The organism is Streptomyces sp. NPDC054883 (assembly GCF_053610645.1).
Map to the genome: position 1 here is coordinate 49,746 of NZ_JBSGYT010000022.1, position 15,612 is coordinate 65,357.

Genomic DNA, 15,612 nt, shown 5'->3' on the forward strand with positions numbered 1-15,612 from the left:
CGGTCAAGATCGCGCATATCGGACGGCTAGTCTCGTTGGCATGAAAAAGAGCGTGCTGACCCGGTACCGGGTGATGGCCTTCGCCACCGCCGTCATGCTGCTGGTGCTCTGCACCTGCATGATCTTCAAGTACGGATTCGACAAGGGCGCGGACCTGACCCTGGTGGTCTCCCAGGTCCACGGCGTGCTCTTCATGATCTACCTGGTCTTCGCCTTCGACCTCAGCTCCAAGGCGAAGTGGCCGTTCGGCAAGATGATCTGGGTCCTGGCCAGCGGCACCATCCCGCTGGCCGCGTTCTTCGTCGAGCGCAAGGTCCGCGCGGAGATCGAGCCCCTGGTCACCGACGGTCTGGCCACCGCCCGCGCGTAGCACCCGCCGGGACACCCCCTGGCTAGGGCTCCGCTCGCGTCACGACTGATCCGCCTGCCTCCGGGACGACTCCCGGGGGTTTGCCATCGACATTTACTAGGACGTCCTAGTAAATTCATGGGTATGGACGCTGACGCCATCGAGGAGGGCCGCCGCCGCTGGCAGGCCCGGTATGACAAGGCCCGCAAGCGCGAGGCCGATTTCACGACGCTCTCCGGAGATGACGTCGACCCCGTCTACGGGCCCCGCCCCGGCGACTCGTACGAGGGGTTCGAGCGCATCGGCTGGCCGGGGGAGTACCCCTTCACCCGCGGCCTGCACGCCACCGGCTACCGCGGCCGCACCTGGACCATCCGGCAGTTCGCCGGGTTCGGGAACGCCGAGCAGACCAACGAGCGCTACAAGATGATCCTGGCCGCCGGCGGTGGCGGGCTCTCCGTCGCCTTCGACATGCCGACCCTGATGGGGCGCGACTCGGACGACCCCCGCGCACTCGGCGAGGTCGGCCACTGCGGGGTCGCCATCGACTCCGCCGCCGACATGGAGGTCCTGTTCAAGGACATCCCGCTGGGCGACGTCACCACGTCCATGACCATCAGCGGACCGGCCGTGCCCGCGTTCTGCATGTACCTGGTCGCCGCCGAGCGGCAGGGCGTCGACCCCGCCCTGCTCAACGGCACGCTCCAGACCGACATCTTCAAGGAGTACATCGCCCAGAAGGAGTGGCTCTTCGAACCGGAGCCGCACCTCCGCCTCATCGGCGACCTCATGGAGTACTGCGCGAACGGCATCCCGGCCTACAAGCCGCTGTCGGTGTCCGGCTACCACATCCGCGAGGCCGGGGCGACGGCCGCGCAGGAGCTGGCGTACACCCTCGCCGACGGGTTCGGGTACGTGGAGCTGGGCCTCTCCCGCGGGCTGGACGTGGACCACTTCGCGTCCGGGCTCTCCTTCTTCTTCGACGCGCACCTCGACTTCTTCGAGGAGATCGCCAAGTTCCGCGCCGCCCGCCGGATCTGGGCCCGCTGGATGAAGGAGGTGTACGGGGCGAAGTCCGAGAAGGCGATGTGGCTGCGCTTCCACACCCAGACCGCCGGCGTCTCCCTCACCGCCCAGCAGCCGTACAACAACGTCGTACGGACCGCCGTCGAAGCCCTCGCGGCAGTCCTCGGCGGCACCAACTCGCTGCACACCAACGCCCTCGACGAGACCCTCGCGCTGCCGAGCGAGCAGGCCGCCGAGATCGCCCTGCGCACGCAGCAGGTGCTGATGGAGGAGACCGGGGTCGCCAACGTGGCGGACCCGCTGGGCGGTTCCTGGTACGTCGAGCAGCTCACCGACCGCATCGAGGCCGACGCGGAGAAGATCTTCGAGCAGATCAAGGAACGCGGCCTGCGCGCCCACCCGGACGGGCAGCACCCGATCGGACCGATCACCTCGGGCATCCTGCGCGGCATCGAGGACGGCTGGTTCACCGGCGAGATCGCGGAGTCGGCGTTCCAGTACCAGCGGGCGCTGGAGAAGGGCGACAAGCGGGTCGTCGGCGTCAACGTCCACCACGGCTCGGTCACCGGCGACCTGGAGATCCTCCGGGTCAGCCACGAGGTCGAGCGGGTCCAGGTGCACGAGCTGGCGGAGCGCAAGGAGCGGCGCGACGCGGCGAAGGTCGAGCGGTCGCTCCAGGCCATGCTGGCCGCCGCGCGGGACGGCTCGAACATGATCCCGGCGATGCTGGAGGCGGTACGCGCCGAGGCCACGCTGGGCGAGATCTGCAACGCGCTGCGGGACGAGTGGGGCACCTACACCGAGCCGCCCGGGTTCTAGGCCCGCCGCAACGGCCCGTCAGGCCGGTCGTCCCCGCCCAGCCGGTGCCGGGACGACCGGCCTCGCCGTTCCCCGTACGGGCCTCACTCCCCGGGCGCGCCCCGCAGGCCGTGCATCAGCAGGGCGGTGAAGGTGGCCACCCAGAGTTCGTCCACCGGTTCGCAGCTGACCAGCGCCCGGTGCACCACCGTGCCCGCGATCACGTCGAATATCAGGTCGGTGGTGTGCCCGGTGAGGGACTCGTCCTCCTCGTACGGGAGTTCCCCGCGCGCCTGGGCGCGTTCGCGGCCCAGTACGACGAGACGTTTCTGCCGGTCGACGATCGCCGACCGGATCCGGTCGCGCAGCGCCGCGTCCCGGGTGGACTCGGCGACCACCGCCATCAGGGCCGTACGTGCCTCCGGGCGCCTCAGCAGTTCCGCGAACTGGAGCACCACGTACTCGATGTCGGCTTCGAGCGATCCCCGGTCGGGGAGTTCGAGCGCGTCGAAGAGTTCCGCGACCGCGTCCACCACCAGCTCGTTCTTGCCCGCCCAGCGCCGGTAGAGGGTGGTCTTCGCGACGCCGGCCCGGGCCGAGACGTCGCCCATCGTCAGCTTCGACCAGCCAAGCTCCACCAGTGCGTCCCGGGTCGCCGCCAGGATCGCGGCGTCCGCCGCCGCGCTGCGGGGGCGGCCGGTGCGGCCGGGCGGGGAGCTGGTGCCGGGGCTGGGGTTGCGCATGGCCGAGACCATACCCGTCAGTAGGCAAGACCCCGGGACCCCGATCGCTGTGGTTCAGATCACGGCCCCCGGGCAGTCAGGAGCAGTGGGCGGGGAGTTACGCTACGGCTCGTAGCGTAAGAGCGACAACCACGCGAAGCTACAGGCGCCAGGTGGGGACCCGGCGCCGCACGGCGGAACACCGGCGCGGGAATTTCCGGGCCGGCTTGTCCGATCTTTTTCGTCGGGGCGCGCACACGGGGGAGGATGTACGCATGCAGCCCAGAAACATGTCCATGAGCGGCGTCGTAGACCTCGCCGCGGTGAAGGCGGCCGCCGACGCCAAGGCGAAGGCCGAGCAGGCGCGCGCCGAGGCGGCCCGGCAGGGTGGCGGCGCGGGCGCCGCGACCGCCGGCGCCGTACCGCCCTCCGCACTCGTCATCGACGTAGACGAGGCCGCCTTCGACGACACCGTCATCCGCCTCTCCGACCAGGTTCCGGTCGTCCTCGACTTCTGGGCCGAGTGGTGCGAGCCGTGCAAGCAGCTCGGCCCGCTGCTGGAGCGGCTGACCGTCGAGGCGAACGGCCGGCTCGTGCTGGCCAGGATCGACGTCGACGCCAACCAGATGCTGATGCAGCAGTTCGGCATCCAGGGCATCCCGGCGGTCTTCGCCGTGGTGGCCGGCCAGGTGCTGCCGCTGTTCCAGGGCGCGGCCCCGGAGCAGGAGATCCGGGCGACGCTGGCCCAGCTGGTCCAGGTCGCCGAGGAGCGCTTCGGTCTGCTCGGACTCCAGGTGGACCCGGCCGCCGAGGGCGCCCCGGCGGCGGCCGCGGCTGCTGCCGCCCAACCCGCCGCCGGTCCGTACGACGCGCTGCTGGAGGCGGCGGTCGTGGCGCTGGACGCCGGTGACCTGGCCGGAGCGGTGCAGGCGTACAAGAACGTACTGGTCGACGACCCGGGCAACATCGAGGCGAAGCTGGGCCTGGCCCAGGCCGAGCTGCTCTCCCGGGTCCAGCACATGAACCCGCAGGCGGTGCGCGCGGCGGCGGCCGGGAACCCGAAGGACCCGCAGGCGCAGATCGCCGCTGCGGACCTCGACCTGGTCGGCGGGCACGTGGAGGACGCGTTCAGCCGTCTGGTGGACACCGTCCGCGTCACGTTCGGTGATGACCGGGACGCCGTGCGGCTGCGGCTGCTGGAGCTGTTCGAGGTCATCGGCGCGGACGACCCGCGGGTGTCGGCGGCCCGGACGGCGCTGGCGCGGGTGCTCTTCTAGGCGGGTCGCCGTGGGCGGTGGGCCACCGGCGATTTGTTGACACGGAGGTAAACAGCGGCCGCACTTTGCCAAAACTTGGTAATCGCGGCTGCTGTTACTCCGAGTAAATCGAACCCCGTGATCTGTCCGGTTGGTTCTCTTTCCTCCTCATTGTCGTGGCCCTGGGTAACACCCTGTGTTGCCGCCCGACGACGGCCTGCCCCACCGCGGTTATCCAGCCGTTACCCGCCAGTAACGAACCCCCTTGTGCACCGGCCTGGAATGGACCACGATCGGCGACGCTCGGTCCTTCCCGCAGAGCCGCTCATCCGGAGCCGCGGTGGAGGGTCCCCACCGAGCCGGCCGGTGGCAGTGGCACCGGCCGTAGGACAGGGGGGTCTTCGCCGCACCGGCGGAGCCTGTCCTCCTGGTTGCGCGAACGCGTGGCCCAGTGGTTGTCGCTCGGGGGTGAACGCCGGTGTACGCGACGCGGCTCCGCCGCGGCTCGGCCGCCTGCGCTCCTTCCCGAGGACGTAGCACTTCTCCCATCCCAGGACGGGCACGGCCCGGACCGGAGATGTACGTCCGAGAAGGAGGAACAAGATGAGTTCTCAGGTTCGTGGCGGGACCAGATGGAAGCGCTTCGCGCTCGTCATGGTGCCGAGCATCGCGGCCACGGCCGCGGTCGGTGTCGGTCTGGCGCAGGGTGCCCTCGCGGCGTCCTTCAGCGTCTCCGGCCAGGACTTCAAGGTCTCGGCCGACAAGCTGGACGGTGACGACCTGCTGCAGTACGGCAGCGTCGCCAAGGGCAAGGGTCTCGACGGCAAGGACGCGGCGCACCCGGTCACGATCTCCGGGTTCCGGCACGCCGAGATCACCAACATGTGCCAGTCGCTGGTCACGCCGATCCCCGGCCTCGGCGCCATCACGATGAAGCTCCAGACCGGCAACAAGGGCAAGCCGGCGGTCGCGGAGAACATCTACCTGGACGTCGCCGAGCTCGACACCGACGCCACCTTCACCAACCTCGACATCGGTGTCGCGGTGGACGCGGCGGCCGACGCCGCCCACCCCACCGCGCCGCAGGCCGGCACGGTGGCGAACGGCGCCCTGTTCTCCCAGCGCGCCAAGAAGGCCGTGCTGACGAACGTGCGCCAGAAGGCGTGGGCGACGACGGCGGGCACCTTCACGCTGCCCGACCTCAAGCTGCGTCTGCTCAGCGGTGACCAGCCGTGCTACCAGGACGAGAAGTAGTCACTCCTGGCAGGTGACCGGCAGAGGCGGGCGGTGGCTGCCGTCGCCGCCCGTCCCGCCGAGCGCCACAGAGTTTTCCGTACCACCGTTTCCAGGGAGCTGTTGTCCATGAACCCCCAGGCCCCGGTTCGCGCCGCAGACGACGCTTGGCTCACCGTGGTGTACTACCGCTTCCGCGCCTGGAGGGGTGGCCGGCCCTTCTGGGCGGGCCTCTTCACTCTCATCGGCGGGTTTCCCATCGCGTACTTCCCCTACGCGGACCTCCGGCTGGGCAACATCACCATCGCCATGGCGACCACCGCCGGCGCGGGTTCGCTGATCATCGGCATCCTGTTGATGACCCTCGGCGTGGCCCTCTGGTTCCAGCAGGGCATCCGGGTCTTCGCCGGAGTGGCGTCGATCCTCCTCGCCCTGGTGTCCCTGCCGGTGTCCAACCTCGGCGGTTTCTTCATCGGCTTCCTGTTCTCCCTGCTGGGTGGCGCGCTCGCGCTCTCGTGGGCGCCGGACAGGCCGGCCGAGCCCGAAGAGGACGGCGTGCCGGACCACGCCCAGGCGTACGCGGACGCCCCCATGGGCGGCGTCCCCGGCCCGCGCGGTATGGAAACGGCTTACCAGAGCGAGACGACTGCCCACGCCGATGGCGGGAGGAACAGTGCGGGGTGACGAGACGCAGCAGGGCGTGGCCCCTGACGCGCAGTCCCGCGAAAGAAGGGGCCCGCGGCACGCGGCGCCCCGGAAGTCGCTGCTGAACAAGATCCAGATACCCGTCGGCAAGACGATGGCGCTGGCGGCGATGCCGACGGCCGTGTTCGTCGGCATGGGCCTCGCCCCCAAGCTGGCCCTGGCCGACGACAAGGACATCCCCTTCGCGCCCGGCCCGTGCGTGACCCGCTCCGACGAGCCCACGCCCTCGGAGTCCCCGACCCCGTCCGGCTCGCCCTCCGCCTCCGCCTCGCCCTCGCCGGGCGCGTCCGCCTCGCCCGGCGCGAGCGCGGCACCGAAGCCCGGGCCGACCCCGTCGGCGTCGAAGCCGGCCGCCCAGCCTTCGAAGCCCGCGACGAAGCAGAGCCCGACGCCGGCCGCCTCGACCGCGCCCTCGGCCTCCGCGCCGGCGGCGAAGCCGAAGAACCCGCTGGACCCGCTGGGTGTGGGGGACGCGCTCTCCGGCCTCGTCGGCGGGCTCACCAAGCCCCTCCAGGACGCGGCCAAGCCGGCCACCCCGGCGACTCCCGCGCCCGCCAAGACCGCCACGCCCGCCCCGGACCCTTCCGCGGACGCGATCCGCGACGCGGCCAAGAAGGCGGGCGCCTCGGTCCAGGAACTGCCGCAGGACGTCAAGGACACCGCCAAGACGCCGAAGGACGAGACGGGCAAGGCGGGCAAGGCGGCCGACGGCGAACCGACGTCTTCGCCCTCCCCGTCCGGATCCCCCTCGCCGACGAAGGACGCGGACGGGAAGGAACCCTTCCCCTGCCCGACCTACGACGCCAAGGCCCTCGCCGACGCCTCCCTGGAACAGGGCATCCCGCTGCTGCCGGACGAGCCGTGGTACCTCGACAGCTCCCTGCTGACCCTCTACGGCCTGGACTACGCGGGCATCGTGGAGGTGAAGACGGCCGGCGGCAAGACCAAGAAGGTCCTCAAGTTCACGGCGGACTCCCTGGACATCAAGGACCTCTACCAGACGGTCGGCAAGACGGGCAACGTCGCCCACCTCAAGTCCCGCCCCGGCTCGACGTCCACCATCCGCGGCGGCAAGGTGACGATGTACACCGAGAGCCTCAAGGGCAACCTCTTCGGGCTGATCCCGATCGAGTTCACCCCGAACTCCCCGCCGCCCCTGAACGTCCCCTTCGCGTTCTTCACGAACGTCAAGGTCGTCCAGGCCGGCCAGTTCGGCGGCAACCTCACGGTCCCGGGCCTGCACAACTACGTCGGCCCGCCGGAGTAGCCCGCCCCGTACACGACCGCGGCCCGCGCCCCCGGAAGGGGGTGCGGGCCGCGGTCGTGAACGGGCCACCGGCCCGCGGTGCGCCCCCGTACACCGAGGGCGGCGCCCAGGTTCCCCGAGCGGGGGTGGGCGCCGCCCTCGGTCTCTGTGCGGCAGAGGGGAGCGGGGCGGGTCAGGCGGTGGCGCCGCCGAGGTGGTGGACACGGACCATGTTGGTCGTGCCCGGGACGCCGGGGGGAGAACCGGCCGTGATGACCATGGTGTCGCCGGGGTTGTGGCGGCCGAGCTTGAGCAGCTCGCCGTCGACCAGGTCGACCATGGCGTCCGTGGTGTCCACGTGCGGCACGATGTAGGACTCGACGCCCCAGCTCAGCGTGAGCTGGTTGCGGGTGTTCTGGTCCGTGGTGAAGGCCAGGATCGGCTGCTGCACGCGGTAGCGCGAGAGCCGCCGGGCGGTGTCACCGGACTGCGTGAAGGCGATCAGCGCCTTGCCGCCGAGGAAGTCGGCGATCTCGCAGGCCGCGCGGGCGACGGAGCCGCCCTGGGTACGGGGCTTCTTGCCCGGGACCAGCGGCTGGAGGCCCTTGGAGAGCAGCTCCTCCTCCGCCGCTGCGACGATCTTCGACATCGTCTTGACGGTCTCGATCGGGTAGGCGCCCACCGAGGACTCCGCCGACAGCATGACCGCGTCCGCGCCGTCCAGGATCGCGTTGGCGACGTCGGACGCCTCCGCGCGGGTGGGGCGGGAATTCGTGATCATCGACTCCATCATCTGGGTCGCGACGATCACCGGCTTGGCGTTGCGGCGGCACATCTCGATGAGCCGCTTCTGCACCATCGGGACCTTTTCGAGCGGGTACTCGACGGCCAGGTCACCACGGGCCACCATGACCGCGTCGAAGGCGTCCACCACGGCGGCCATGTTCTCCACGGCCTGCGGCTTCTCCACCTTGGCGATGACGGGGACCCGGCGGCCCACCTCGTCCATCACCTTGTGGACGTCCTTGACGTCGTTGGCGTCGCGCACGAAGGACAGGGCGACCATGTCGCAGCCCATCCGCAGGGCGAAGCGCAGGTCGTCGATGTCCTTCTCCGACAGGGCCGGCACGTTCACGGCCGCGCCGGGCAGGTTGATGCCCTTGTGGTCGGAGATGACACCGCCCTCGATGACGATGGTCTTGACGCGCACGGCGTCGACCTCGATCACCCGGAGTTCGACGTTGCCGTCGTTGATCAGGATCGGGTCGCCCTTGGCCACGTCGCCCGGCAGGCCCTTGTAGGTCGTGCCGCAGATGGACTTGTCACCCGGGACGTCCTCGACGGTGATGGTGAACTCGTCACCGCGCACCAGCTCGACGGGACCCTCGGCGAAGGTCTCCAGCCGGATCTTCGGGCCTTGGAGGTCGGCGAGCACGCCGACCGCGCGCCCGGTGTCCTCGGAGACCTTCCGGACGCGGTCGTACCGCTCCTGGTGTTCTGCCTGGGATCCGTGGCTGAAGTTGAATCGGGCCACGTTCATGCCTGCCTCGATGAGCGCTTTCAGCTGCTCATACGAGTCGACGGCGGGGCCCAGCGTGCAGACGATTTTGGAACGGCGCATGGAGCGGATCCTATCGGTTTGTTTCGTAGCGGAATATTCCGTCTGGTGGAAAGTCCAAAGTGACTACCGGGTAACCAATGCGTAGGCCTGAGTTGCGATCTCCAGCTCCTCGTCCGTCGGTACCACGGCCACGGCCACCCGGGCGTCCTGCGCCGAGACCAGCCGCGGCTGCGACGAGCGCACCGCGTTGCTCTCCGGGTCGAGCGCCAGGCCCAGCCCGGCCAGCCCCTCCACCGCAGCTTCCCGGACCTGGTGGGCGTTCTCGCCGACCCCGGCCGTGAACGTCACCGCGTCCACCCGCCCGAGCACCGCCGAGTACGCGCCGATGTACTTCTTCAGCCGGTGGACGTACGCGGCGAACGCCGTCGCCGCCGCCTCGTCCCCCTCGCCCGCGCGCCGCAGCACCTCGCGCATGTCGTTGTCCCCGCACATGCCCAGCAGACCGCTCTTCTTGTTCAGGAGCGAATCGATCTCATCCACCGAGAGGCCGCCTACCCGCGCCAAGTGGAAGATCACGGCCGGATCGAGGTCTCCCGACCGGGTTCCCATGACCAGCCCTTCCAGCGGGGTCAGGCCCATCGACGTCTCCACGCAGACCCCGCCGCGGACGGCGGAGGCCGAGGCGCCGTTGCCCAGGTGCAGCACGATCACGTTGACGTCCGCCACCGGCCTGCCCAGCAGGGCGGCCGTCGCCCGCGAGACGTAGGCGTGGGAGGTGCCGTGGAACCCGTACCGCCGGATGCCGTACTTCCGCGCCGTCTCGGCGTCGATCGCGTACCGGGCCGCGTACTCCGGGATCGTCGAGTGGAAGGCCGTGTCGAAGACGGCGACCTGCGGGAGATCGGCGCGCAGCGAGCGGGCCACCTCGATCCCCGTCACGTTGGCCGGGTTGTGCAGCGGGGCCAGCGGGATCAGGCTGCGGATCTCCGCCAGCACCTCGTCGTCGATCACCGTCGGCCGGGTGAACCGGATTCCGCCGTGCACCACCCGGTGTCCCACGGCGGCCAGTTCGGGGGAATCCAGGCCCAGCCCGTCGGCGGTCAGCTCCGCCGCGACCGCCTTGAGCGCGGCCCCGTGGTCGGCGATCGGGCCGGCCTGCTCCCGCTTGCCGCCCTCGGCGCCGGGTCCCGTCAGCGGCTCGTGCACGAGCCGGGACGTCCCTTCGCCGATGCGCTCGACCAGGCCGACGGCGAGCCGGGAGGAGTCCGCCATGTCGAGCAGCTGGTACTTGAGCGAGGAGGAGCCGGAGTTGAGGACGAGGATGCGTGATGCGGTCACAGGTGCGGATGCCTTCTTCACTGGGGGCGGAGGGGAGGTACGGGTCAGCCGGCCGACGGCTGCGGCCGGGCGGGCGACTGGGCCTGGATCGCGGTGATCGCCACCGTCGTGACGATGTCCTGGACCAGGGCGCCGCGGGACAGGTCGTTGACCGGCTTGCGCAGCCCCTGGAGCACCGGACCGACCGCCACGGCGCCGGCCGAGCGCTGGACGGCCTTGTACGTGTTGTTGCCCGTGTTGAGGTCCGGGAAGATCAGCACGCTCGCCCGCCCGGCCACCTCCGATCCGGGCAGCTTCGTCGCGGCGACGGAGGGCTCGACCGCGGCGTCGTACTGGATCGGCCCCTCGATGAGCAGGTCGGGCCGCTGCGCGCGGACGATCTCGGTGGCCTTGCGGACCTTCTCCACGTCCGCACCGGTGCCGGAGGTGCCGGTCGAGTACGAGAGCATCGCGATCCGCGGCTCGACGCCGAAGGCGGCGGCGGTGGCGGCGGACTGGACGGCGATGTCGGCGAGCTGCTCGGCGCCCGGGTCCGGGTTGACCGCGCAGTCCCCGTAGACCAGGACCTGGTCGGCCAGGCACATGAAGAAGACGGAGGAGACGATGGACGCTTCCGGCTTGGCCCTCCCGTCGCCCGCCGCCACCCTGCCTGACGCGCTTCGCGCGGCTGCTTCCGTCTTGATGATCTCGAAGGCGGGGCGGATGGTCGCGGCGGTGGAGTGCACGGCGCCGGAGACCATGCCGTCGGCCAGGCCTTCCTGGACCATCAGGGTGCCGAAGTAGTTGACGTCGGTCACCACGTCGTTGGCCAGCTCGACGGTCATGCCCTTGTGGGCCCGGGCCTTCGCGTAGTACTCGGCGAACCGTTCCCGCAGCGGGGAGGTCGCCGGGTCGATCAGCTGGGCGCCCGAGATGTCGATGCCCAGGTCGGCGGCCTTCTTGAGGATCGCCGGCTCCTCGCCGAGCAGGGTCAGGTCGCAGACCCCGCGCCGCAGCACCACGTCCGCGGCGCGCAGCACCCGTTCCTCGGTGCCCTCGGGCAGCACCACCCGGCGGCGCTCGGCTCGGGCGCGCTCCAGCAGCTCGTTCTCGAACATCATCGGCGTGACGCGCTCGGAGCGGGCCACCGACAGCAGGTCCCGCAGCTCGGCGGTGTCCACGTGCCGCTCGAACAGGCCGAGCGCGGTCTCCAGCTTGCGCGGGGTCGCGGAGTTCAAACGGCTCTGGAGCGAGAAGAGTTCCGCGGCGGTCGGGAAGCTGTTGCCGGCCACCGACACCACGGGCGTGCCGGGCGCCAGCTTCGAGGCCAGCGTCAGGATGTCCCGGCCGGGGCGCTCGTTCAGCGTCAGCAGGATCCCGGCGATCGGCGGGGTGCCGGAGGTGTGCGCGGCCAGTGCGCCGATGACCAGGTCGGAGCGGTCCCCGGGGGTGACGACCAGGCAGCCGGGGGTCAGCGCGCCCAGGAAGTTCGGCAGCATCGCGCCGCCGAAGACGAAGTCGAGGGCGTCGCGCGCCAGCCCGGCGTCGTCCCCCAGCAGCACCTCGCCGCCGAGCGCGCGGGTGATCTCGGCGACGGTCGGGGCGGAGAGGGACTTGTCGTCCGGCAGTACGTAGCAGGGCACGGGGAGGCGGGCGGCCAGCCACTCGGCTATGACGTCCCGGTCCTCGGCGGCGACCCGGTTGACCGCCATGGCCACCACGTGGCAGCCGAGGCCCTCGTACGCCCGGTAGGCGTTGCGGGCCTCGGCCCGGACGGCCTCGGCGGAGTGCTTCGTACCGCCCACCACGGGCACGACCACGGCCCCCAGCTCGTTGGCGATCCGGGCGTTCAGCGCGAGCTCGTCCGGCAGGTTCGTGTCGGCGTAGTCGGTGCCGAGCACCAGCACGACCTCGTAGTCGCGGGCCACCCGGTGGTAGCGGTCGACCAGCCGCGAGACCAGCTCGTCGGTGCCCTTCTCGGCGAGGACGGCCGAAGCCTCCTGGTACTCCATGCCGTACGCGGACGCCGCGTCCTGGTCTATCCGGTAGCGGGCCTTCAAGAGATCGAAGAGCCGGTCGGGGCCGTCGTGCAGCAGCGGACGGTAGACGCCCACCCGGCCCGTCTGCCGGGCCAGCAGCTCCATGATCCCCAGCTCGACGACCTGCCGGCCGTCCCCCCGCTCGATACCGGTCACGTACACGCTGCGCGTCACGCGTGCTCTCCGTCCATGTTTCGCCCCCGGGGCGGCTCAGGCGCCACCCGGCGGATCTCCGAGTCGGTTGTCCCCGTTAGTGTGGGCTTGACCTCTTGACAATACCTCTGCGTATAGGTACGACGCCCGCCGGGAAAAGGCCCCCTCGGGAGGGCCGGAAGGCCCGGCGGGGCCCGGCCGCGAAGAGCGCCGCACCCCCGCCCCGTGGAAGAATCGGACAAGGCTTCAGTAATACGCCCTTCACATGTACGGCCGCCCGCCCGCACGCGTACGGCCAGGTACGACCAGGAGCAGGAGACACAGCACGATGCGTATCGGAGTTCTCACCGCAGGCGGCGACTGCCCGGGGCTGAACGCCGTCATCCGGTCGGTCGTACACCGTGCGCTGGTCGGACACGGAGACGAAGTCATCGGCTTCGAGGACGGCTTCAAGGGCCTGCTCGACGGCCACTACCGCCCCCTGGACATCAACGCGGTCAGCGGCATCCTGGCCCGCGGCGGGACCATCCTCGGCTCGGCCCGCATGGAGCGCGCCCGGCTGCACGAAGCCGCCGAGCACGCGCAGGAATTGTCGACGCGGTACGGCCTCGACGCGCTGATCCCGATCGGCGGCGAGGGCACGCTGACCGCCGCCCGGATGCTGGCGGACGCCGGGATGCCGGTCGTCGGGGTACCGAAGACCATCGACAACGACATCTCCTCCACCGACCGCACCTTCGGGTTCGACACCGCCGTGATGGTCGCCACCGAGGCCATCGACCGCCTCAAGACCACCGCCGAGTCCCACCAGCGGGTCATGGTCGTCGAGGTCATGGGCCGGCACGCCGGCTGGATCGCCCTGGAGTCCGGCATGGCCGGCGGCGCCCACGGGATCTGCCTGCCGGAGCGCCCGTTCGAGGTCGACGCCCTGGTGAAGATGGTGGAGGAACGCTTCTCGCGGGGCAAGAAGTTCGCGGTCGTCTGCGTGGCCGAGGGTGCGCACCCGGCCGAGGGCTCCATGCCGTACGAGAAGGGCGCGATCGACGCGTACGGGCACGAGCGCTTCGCCGGCATCGGCAACCGCCTCGCCGTCGAGCTGGAGCACAGGCTGGGCAAGGAGGCCCGCCCGGTCATCCTCGGCCACGTCCAGCGCGGCGGCACGCCGACGGCGTACGACCGCGTCCTCGCGACCCGGTTCGGCTGGCACGCCGTCGAGGCGGTGCACCGCGGCGACTTCGGCAACATGACCGCCCTGCGCGGCACGGACATCGTCATGGCCCCCCTGGCCTCGGCCGTCACGGAGCTCAAGCGGGTCCCGGACCACCGGATGTACGAGGCCGAGTCGGTCTTCTGACCGTCCCGGGCGGCGCGCGGTGTCCTACCGCGCGCCGCCGGCCACCGCCCAGAAGCGGTCCACGATCTCCGCGAGGTACTCCCGGCCGGCGTCGCCCGTCGCCCCCGCGCCCCCGCCGCCGCCCCAGCTCAAGGTGGCCACCATCCGCGACTGGTACTCGCCGTGCATCTTCTCCAGCACCCGGTCCAGATTCGCCCGGGGCACCGGCAGCAGCTTGCCGAGCGGCTTCCCGTACGCCTGCCAGCGCGTGGTCACCGCGCTGCGCAGCAACTCGGCCAGCTCTTGCTCCTTGCCGGTCGCCGTCACGAACTGGGCCAGGGTCAGCCCCAGCGTCGAGGCGAGGGCGGCCGATTGCCGCTCGTTGCCCTTCCAGCGGCCGGAGTCCTCCATCTTCTGGTACGCGTTCGTCTCCAGCCCGATGCGCCGGGCCAGTTCGTCGGGGGCCAGGCCGCGGGCGATCCGGTGCTCCCTCAAGGTCACGGGTTCGGCGAGCAGTTCACCGGGTGCGCACCACAGGACGCCGGCGAGCGCCGTGAGTTCGGCGGAGGACGGCGAAATCTCGCCGCGCTCCCACGCCATCACGGTTTCCGGGGCGACCGTCAGGCCGTACTGGGCACGCAGGCCATAGGCGACGTGACCGGGGGCCATGCCCAGGGCCGCGCGGAGACGACGCGCGGCGGGGGCATTGAAAGGAGGGCTGGAATGCACAGGGCACACGGTAGGAGTCACCAAGGGGTGGCGACTACAGACCATTCAAACAAGCCCATAACTCGTAGGAATCTCCTATTGAGTTCGGCGCTTTGGGCGGTTTTCCCGGCGACTGTCCGGTAATCGGATGCAGCGAAGATCCAATTTCAGCGTACGGATTTGGCCACTCCATTTCAGGGGTATCGGAACAACCGTCGAGTGATCCCCGTCACAGACCCTGAACCGGCCGGCCGCCGCCTGCGTGTCCCATACCGGGGGCCCTCGCTTACGGGGGTGGCGAGGGCCCCGGTCCCTTCCGGCCGCACACCCCCGAAACTCCCTTTGCCTTGACGTCGGCGTCAAGGCATACGGTCTCGGCATGCGAATCGGTGAACTGGCGGAGCGCGCCGGAACCAGCACGCGGACCCTGCGCTACTACGAGGCGCGCGGCCTCCTCCCGGCGCGGCGCGGCAGCAACGGCTACCGCACCTACGACGAGGAAGACCTGCGCCTGCTGCGTCAGATCCGGGTGCTCCAGGACTTCGGCTTCGAGCTGGAGGAGACCCGGCCCTTCGTCGACTGCCTGCGCGCCGGCCACCCCGCCGGGGATTCCTGCCCCGCGTCCCTCGCCGTCTACCGGCGCAAGCTCGCCGAGCTGGACGAGCTGATCGGCCGGCTGGCCGACGTGCGCGAGCAGGTCGCCCGGCAGCTGGCCGGAGCGGAGGCGGCGGCCGGGGGAGCCGGCCGGCCCGCATGCGAGATGAACCCGTAAGCCACGTCCGTACGAAAGGGAGACGAAGAGATGATCCACGCCAAGGGTGTCGCCGAAGTGACCGACATGGACTTCGAGGCCGAGGTGCTCGACGAGCGCGGCCGCCCCGTGCTCGTCGAGTTCACCGCCGACTGGTGCGGGCCCTGCCGCCAGCTCGCCCCCGTCCTCTCGGCCGTCGCCGCCGAGGAAGCGGACCGGCTCAAGGTCGTGCAGATCGACGCGGACCGCAACCCCGCCGTCGTCACCCGGTACGGGGTGCTGTCCATGCCGACCATGCTCGTCTTCCGCGACGGCGAGCCCGTCCAGCAGCTGGTGGGCGCCCGCGCCAAGCGCAAGCTCCTCCAGGAACTGGAACCGCGGCTCGCCAGCCGGACCGTCAGCGCCTGAGCCGGAC

Annotated in this window: 14 protein-coding genes; 9 read left to right on the forward strand and 5 right to left on the reverse strand. The window is 70.8% G+C overall.

The features are described from left to right. Positions 1-40 precede the first annotated feature (40 nt). Both ACWGH1_RS18130 and ACWGH1_RS18135 read left to right on the forward strand, forming a co-directional pair. On the forward strand, positions 41-370 hold the full coding sequence (locus ACWGH1_RS18130; protein WP_453354248.1) for a DUF3817 domain-containing protein: 330 nt from the start codon (positions 41-43) through the stop codon (positions 368-370). Between the two features lie 123 nt (positions 371-493). Then, positions 494-2,194 (forward strand): acyl-CoA mutase large subunit family protein, encoded by a 1,701-nt coding sequence (locus tag ACWGH1_RS18135; RefSeq protein WP_453408816.1) that lies wholly within the window; start codon positions 494-496, stop codon positions 2,192-2,194. An 83-nt stretch (positions 2,195-2,277) separates the two neighbouring features. Here ACWGH1_RS18135 and ACWGH1_RS18140 read toward each other — a convergent pair whose 3' ends face one another. Continuing rightward, positions 2,278-2,916 carry a TetR/AcrR family transcriptional regulator gene (locus ACWGH1_RS18140; RefSeq protein ID WP_453356359.1) on the reverse strand — a complete coding sequence of 213 codons (639 nt, stop codon included), beginning with the start codon at positions 2,914-2,916 and terminating at the stop codon, positions 2,278-2,280. Positions 2,917-3,170: 254 nt separating this feature from the next. Between ACWGH1_RS18140 and ACWGH1_RS18145 the strand changes: the two genes are divergently transcribed. The 4 genes from ACWGH1_RS18145 (at position 3,171) to ACWGH1_RS18160 (ending at position 7,356) form a co-directional block, all read left to right on the forward strand. After that, entirely contained in the window at positions 3,171-4,172 is a 1,002-nt protein-coding gene (locus tag ACWGH1_RS18145) for a tetratricopeptide repeat protein (RefSeq protein WP_453356358.1), read from the forward strand. A 582-nt stretch (positions 4,173-4,754) separates the two neighbouring features. Continuing rightward, on the forward strand, positions 4,755-5,405 hold the full coding sequence (locus tag ACWGH1_RS18150; protein ID WP_453356357.1) for a DUF6230 family protein: 651 nt from the start codon (positions 4,755-4,757) through the stop codon (positions 5,403-5,405). Between the two features lie 108 nt (positions 5,406-5,513). Then, on the forward strand, positions 5,514-6,068 hold the full coding sequence (locus ACWGH1_RS18155) for a DUF6114 domain-containing protein (RefSeq protein WP_453356356.1): 555 nt from the start codon (positions 5,514-5,516) through the stop codon (positions 6,066-6,068). Next, positions 6,058-7,356, forward strand: a complete 1,299-nt coding sequence (locus ACWGH1_RS18160) for a hypothetical protein (protein ID WP_453408817.1) — start codon at positions 6,058-6,060, stop codon at positions 7,354-7,356. The genes ACWGH1_RS18155 and ACWGH1_RS18160 overlap by 11 nt, the downstream gene beginning before the upstream one ends. A 172-nt stretch (positions 7,357-7,528) precedes the next feature. Here ACWGH1_RS18160 and pyk read toward each other — a convergent pair whose 3' ends face one another. The 3 genes from pyk to pta all read right to left on the reverse strand — a co-directional run bounded on the left by pyk (position 7,529) and on the right by pta (position 12,426). Continuing rightward, positions 7,529-8,956 carry a pyruvate kinase gene (gene pyk / locus ACWGH1_RS18165; protein ID WP_453355334.1) on the reverse strand — a complete coding sequence of 476 codons (1,428 nt, stop codon included), beginning with the start codon at positions 8,954-8,956 and terminating at the stop codon, positions 7,529-7,531. A 63-nt stretch (positions 8,957-9,019) separates the two neighbouring features. Beyond that, positions 9,020-10,234, reverse strand: a complete 1,215-nt coding sequence (locus tag ACWGH1_RS18170) for an acetate kinase (protein WP_453355333.1) — start codon at positions 10,232-10,234, stop codon at positions 9,020-9,022. 44 nt (positions 10,235-10,278) lie between these two features. Then, on the reverse strand, positions 10,279-12,426 hold the full coding sequence (gene pta / locus ACWGH1_RS18175) for a phosphate acetyltransferase (RefSeq protein WP_453355332.1): 2,148 nt from the start codon (positions 12,424-12,426) through the stop codon (positions 10,279-10,281). A gap of 307 nt (positions 12,427-12,733) precedes the next feature. On the opposite strand from pta, the gene ACWGH1_RS18180 reads away from it, so the two are divergent. After that, positions 12,734-13,759 (forward strand): ATP-dependent 6-phosphofructokinase, encoded by a 1,026-nt coding sequence (locus tag ACWGH1_RS18180; RefSeq protein ID WP_136214478.1) that lies wholly within the window; start codon positions 12,734-12,736, stop codon positions 13,757-13,759. 24 nt (positions 13,760-13,783) lie between these two features. Here ACWGH1_RS18180 and ACWGH1_RS18185 read toward each other — a convergent pair whose 3' ends face one another. Next, positions 13,784-14,512 (reverse strand): XRE family transcriptional regulator, encoded by a 729-nt coding sequence (locus ACWGH1_RS18185; protein ID WP_453408818.1) that lies wholly within the window; start codon positions 14,510-14,512, stop codon positions 13,784-13,786. 313 nt (positions 14,513-14,825) lie between these two features. Here ACWGH1_RS18185 and ACWGH1_RS18190 point away from each other — a divergent pair, with 313 nt between their 5' ends. After that, positions 14,826-15,218, forward strand: a complete 393-nt coding sequence (locus tag ACWGH1_RS18190) for a MerR family transcriptional regulator (RefSeq protein ID WP_453357573.1) — start codon at positions 14,826-14,828, stop codon at positions 15,216-15,218. 30 nt (positions 15,219-15,248) lie between these two features. Further along, positions 15,249-15,605: a thioredoxin family protein gene (locus tag ACWGH1_RS18195; RefSeq protein ID WP_453357572.1), complete on the forward strand. Its 357-nt coding sequence runs from the start codon at positions 15,249-15,251 to the stop codon at positions 15,603-15,605. Positions 15,606-15,612: the final 7 nt, after the last annotated feature.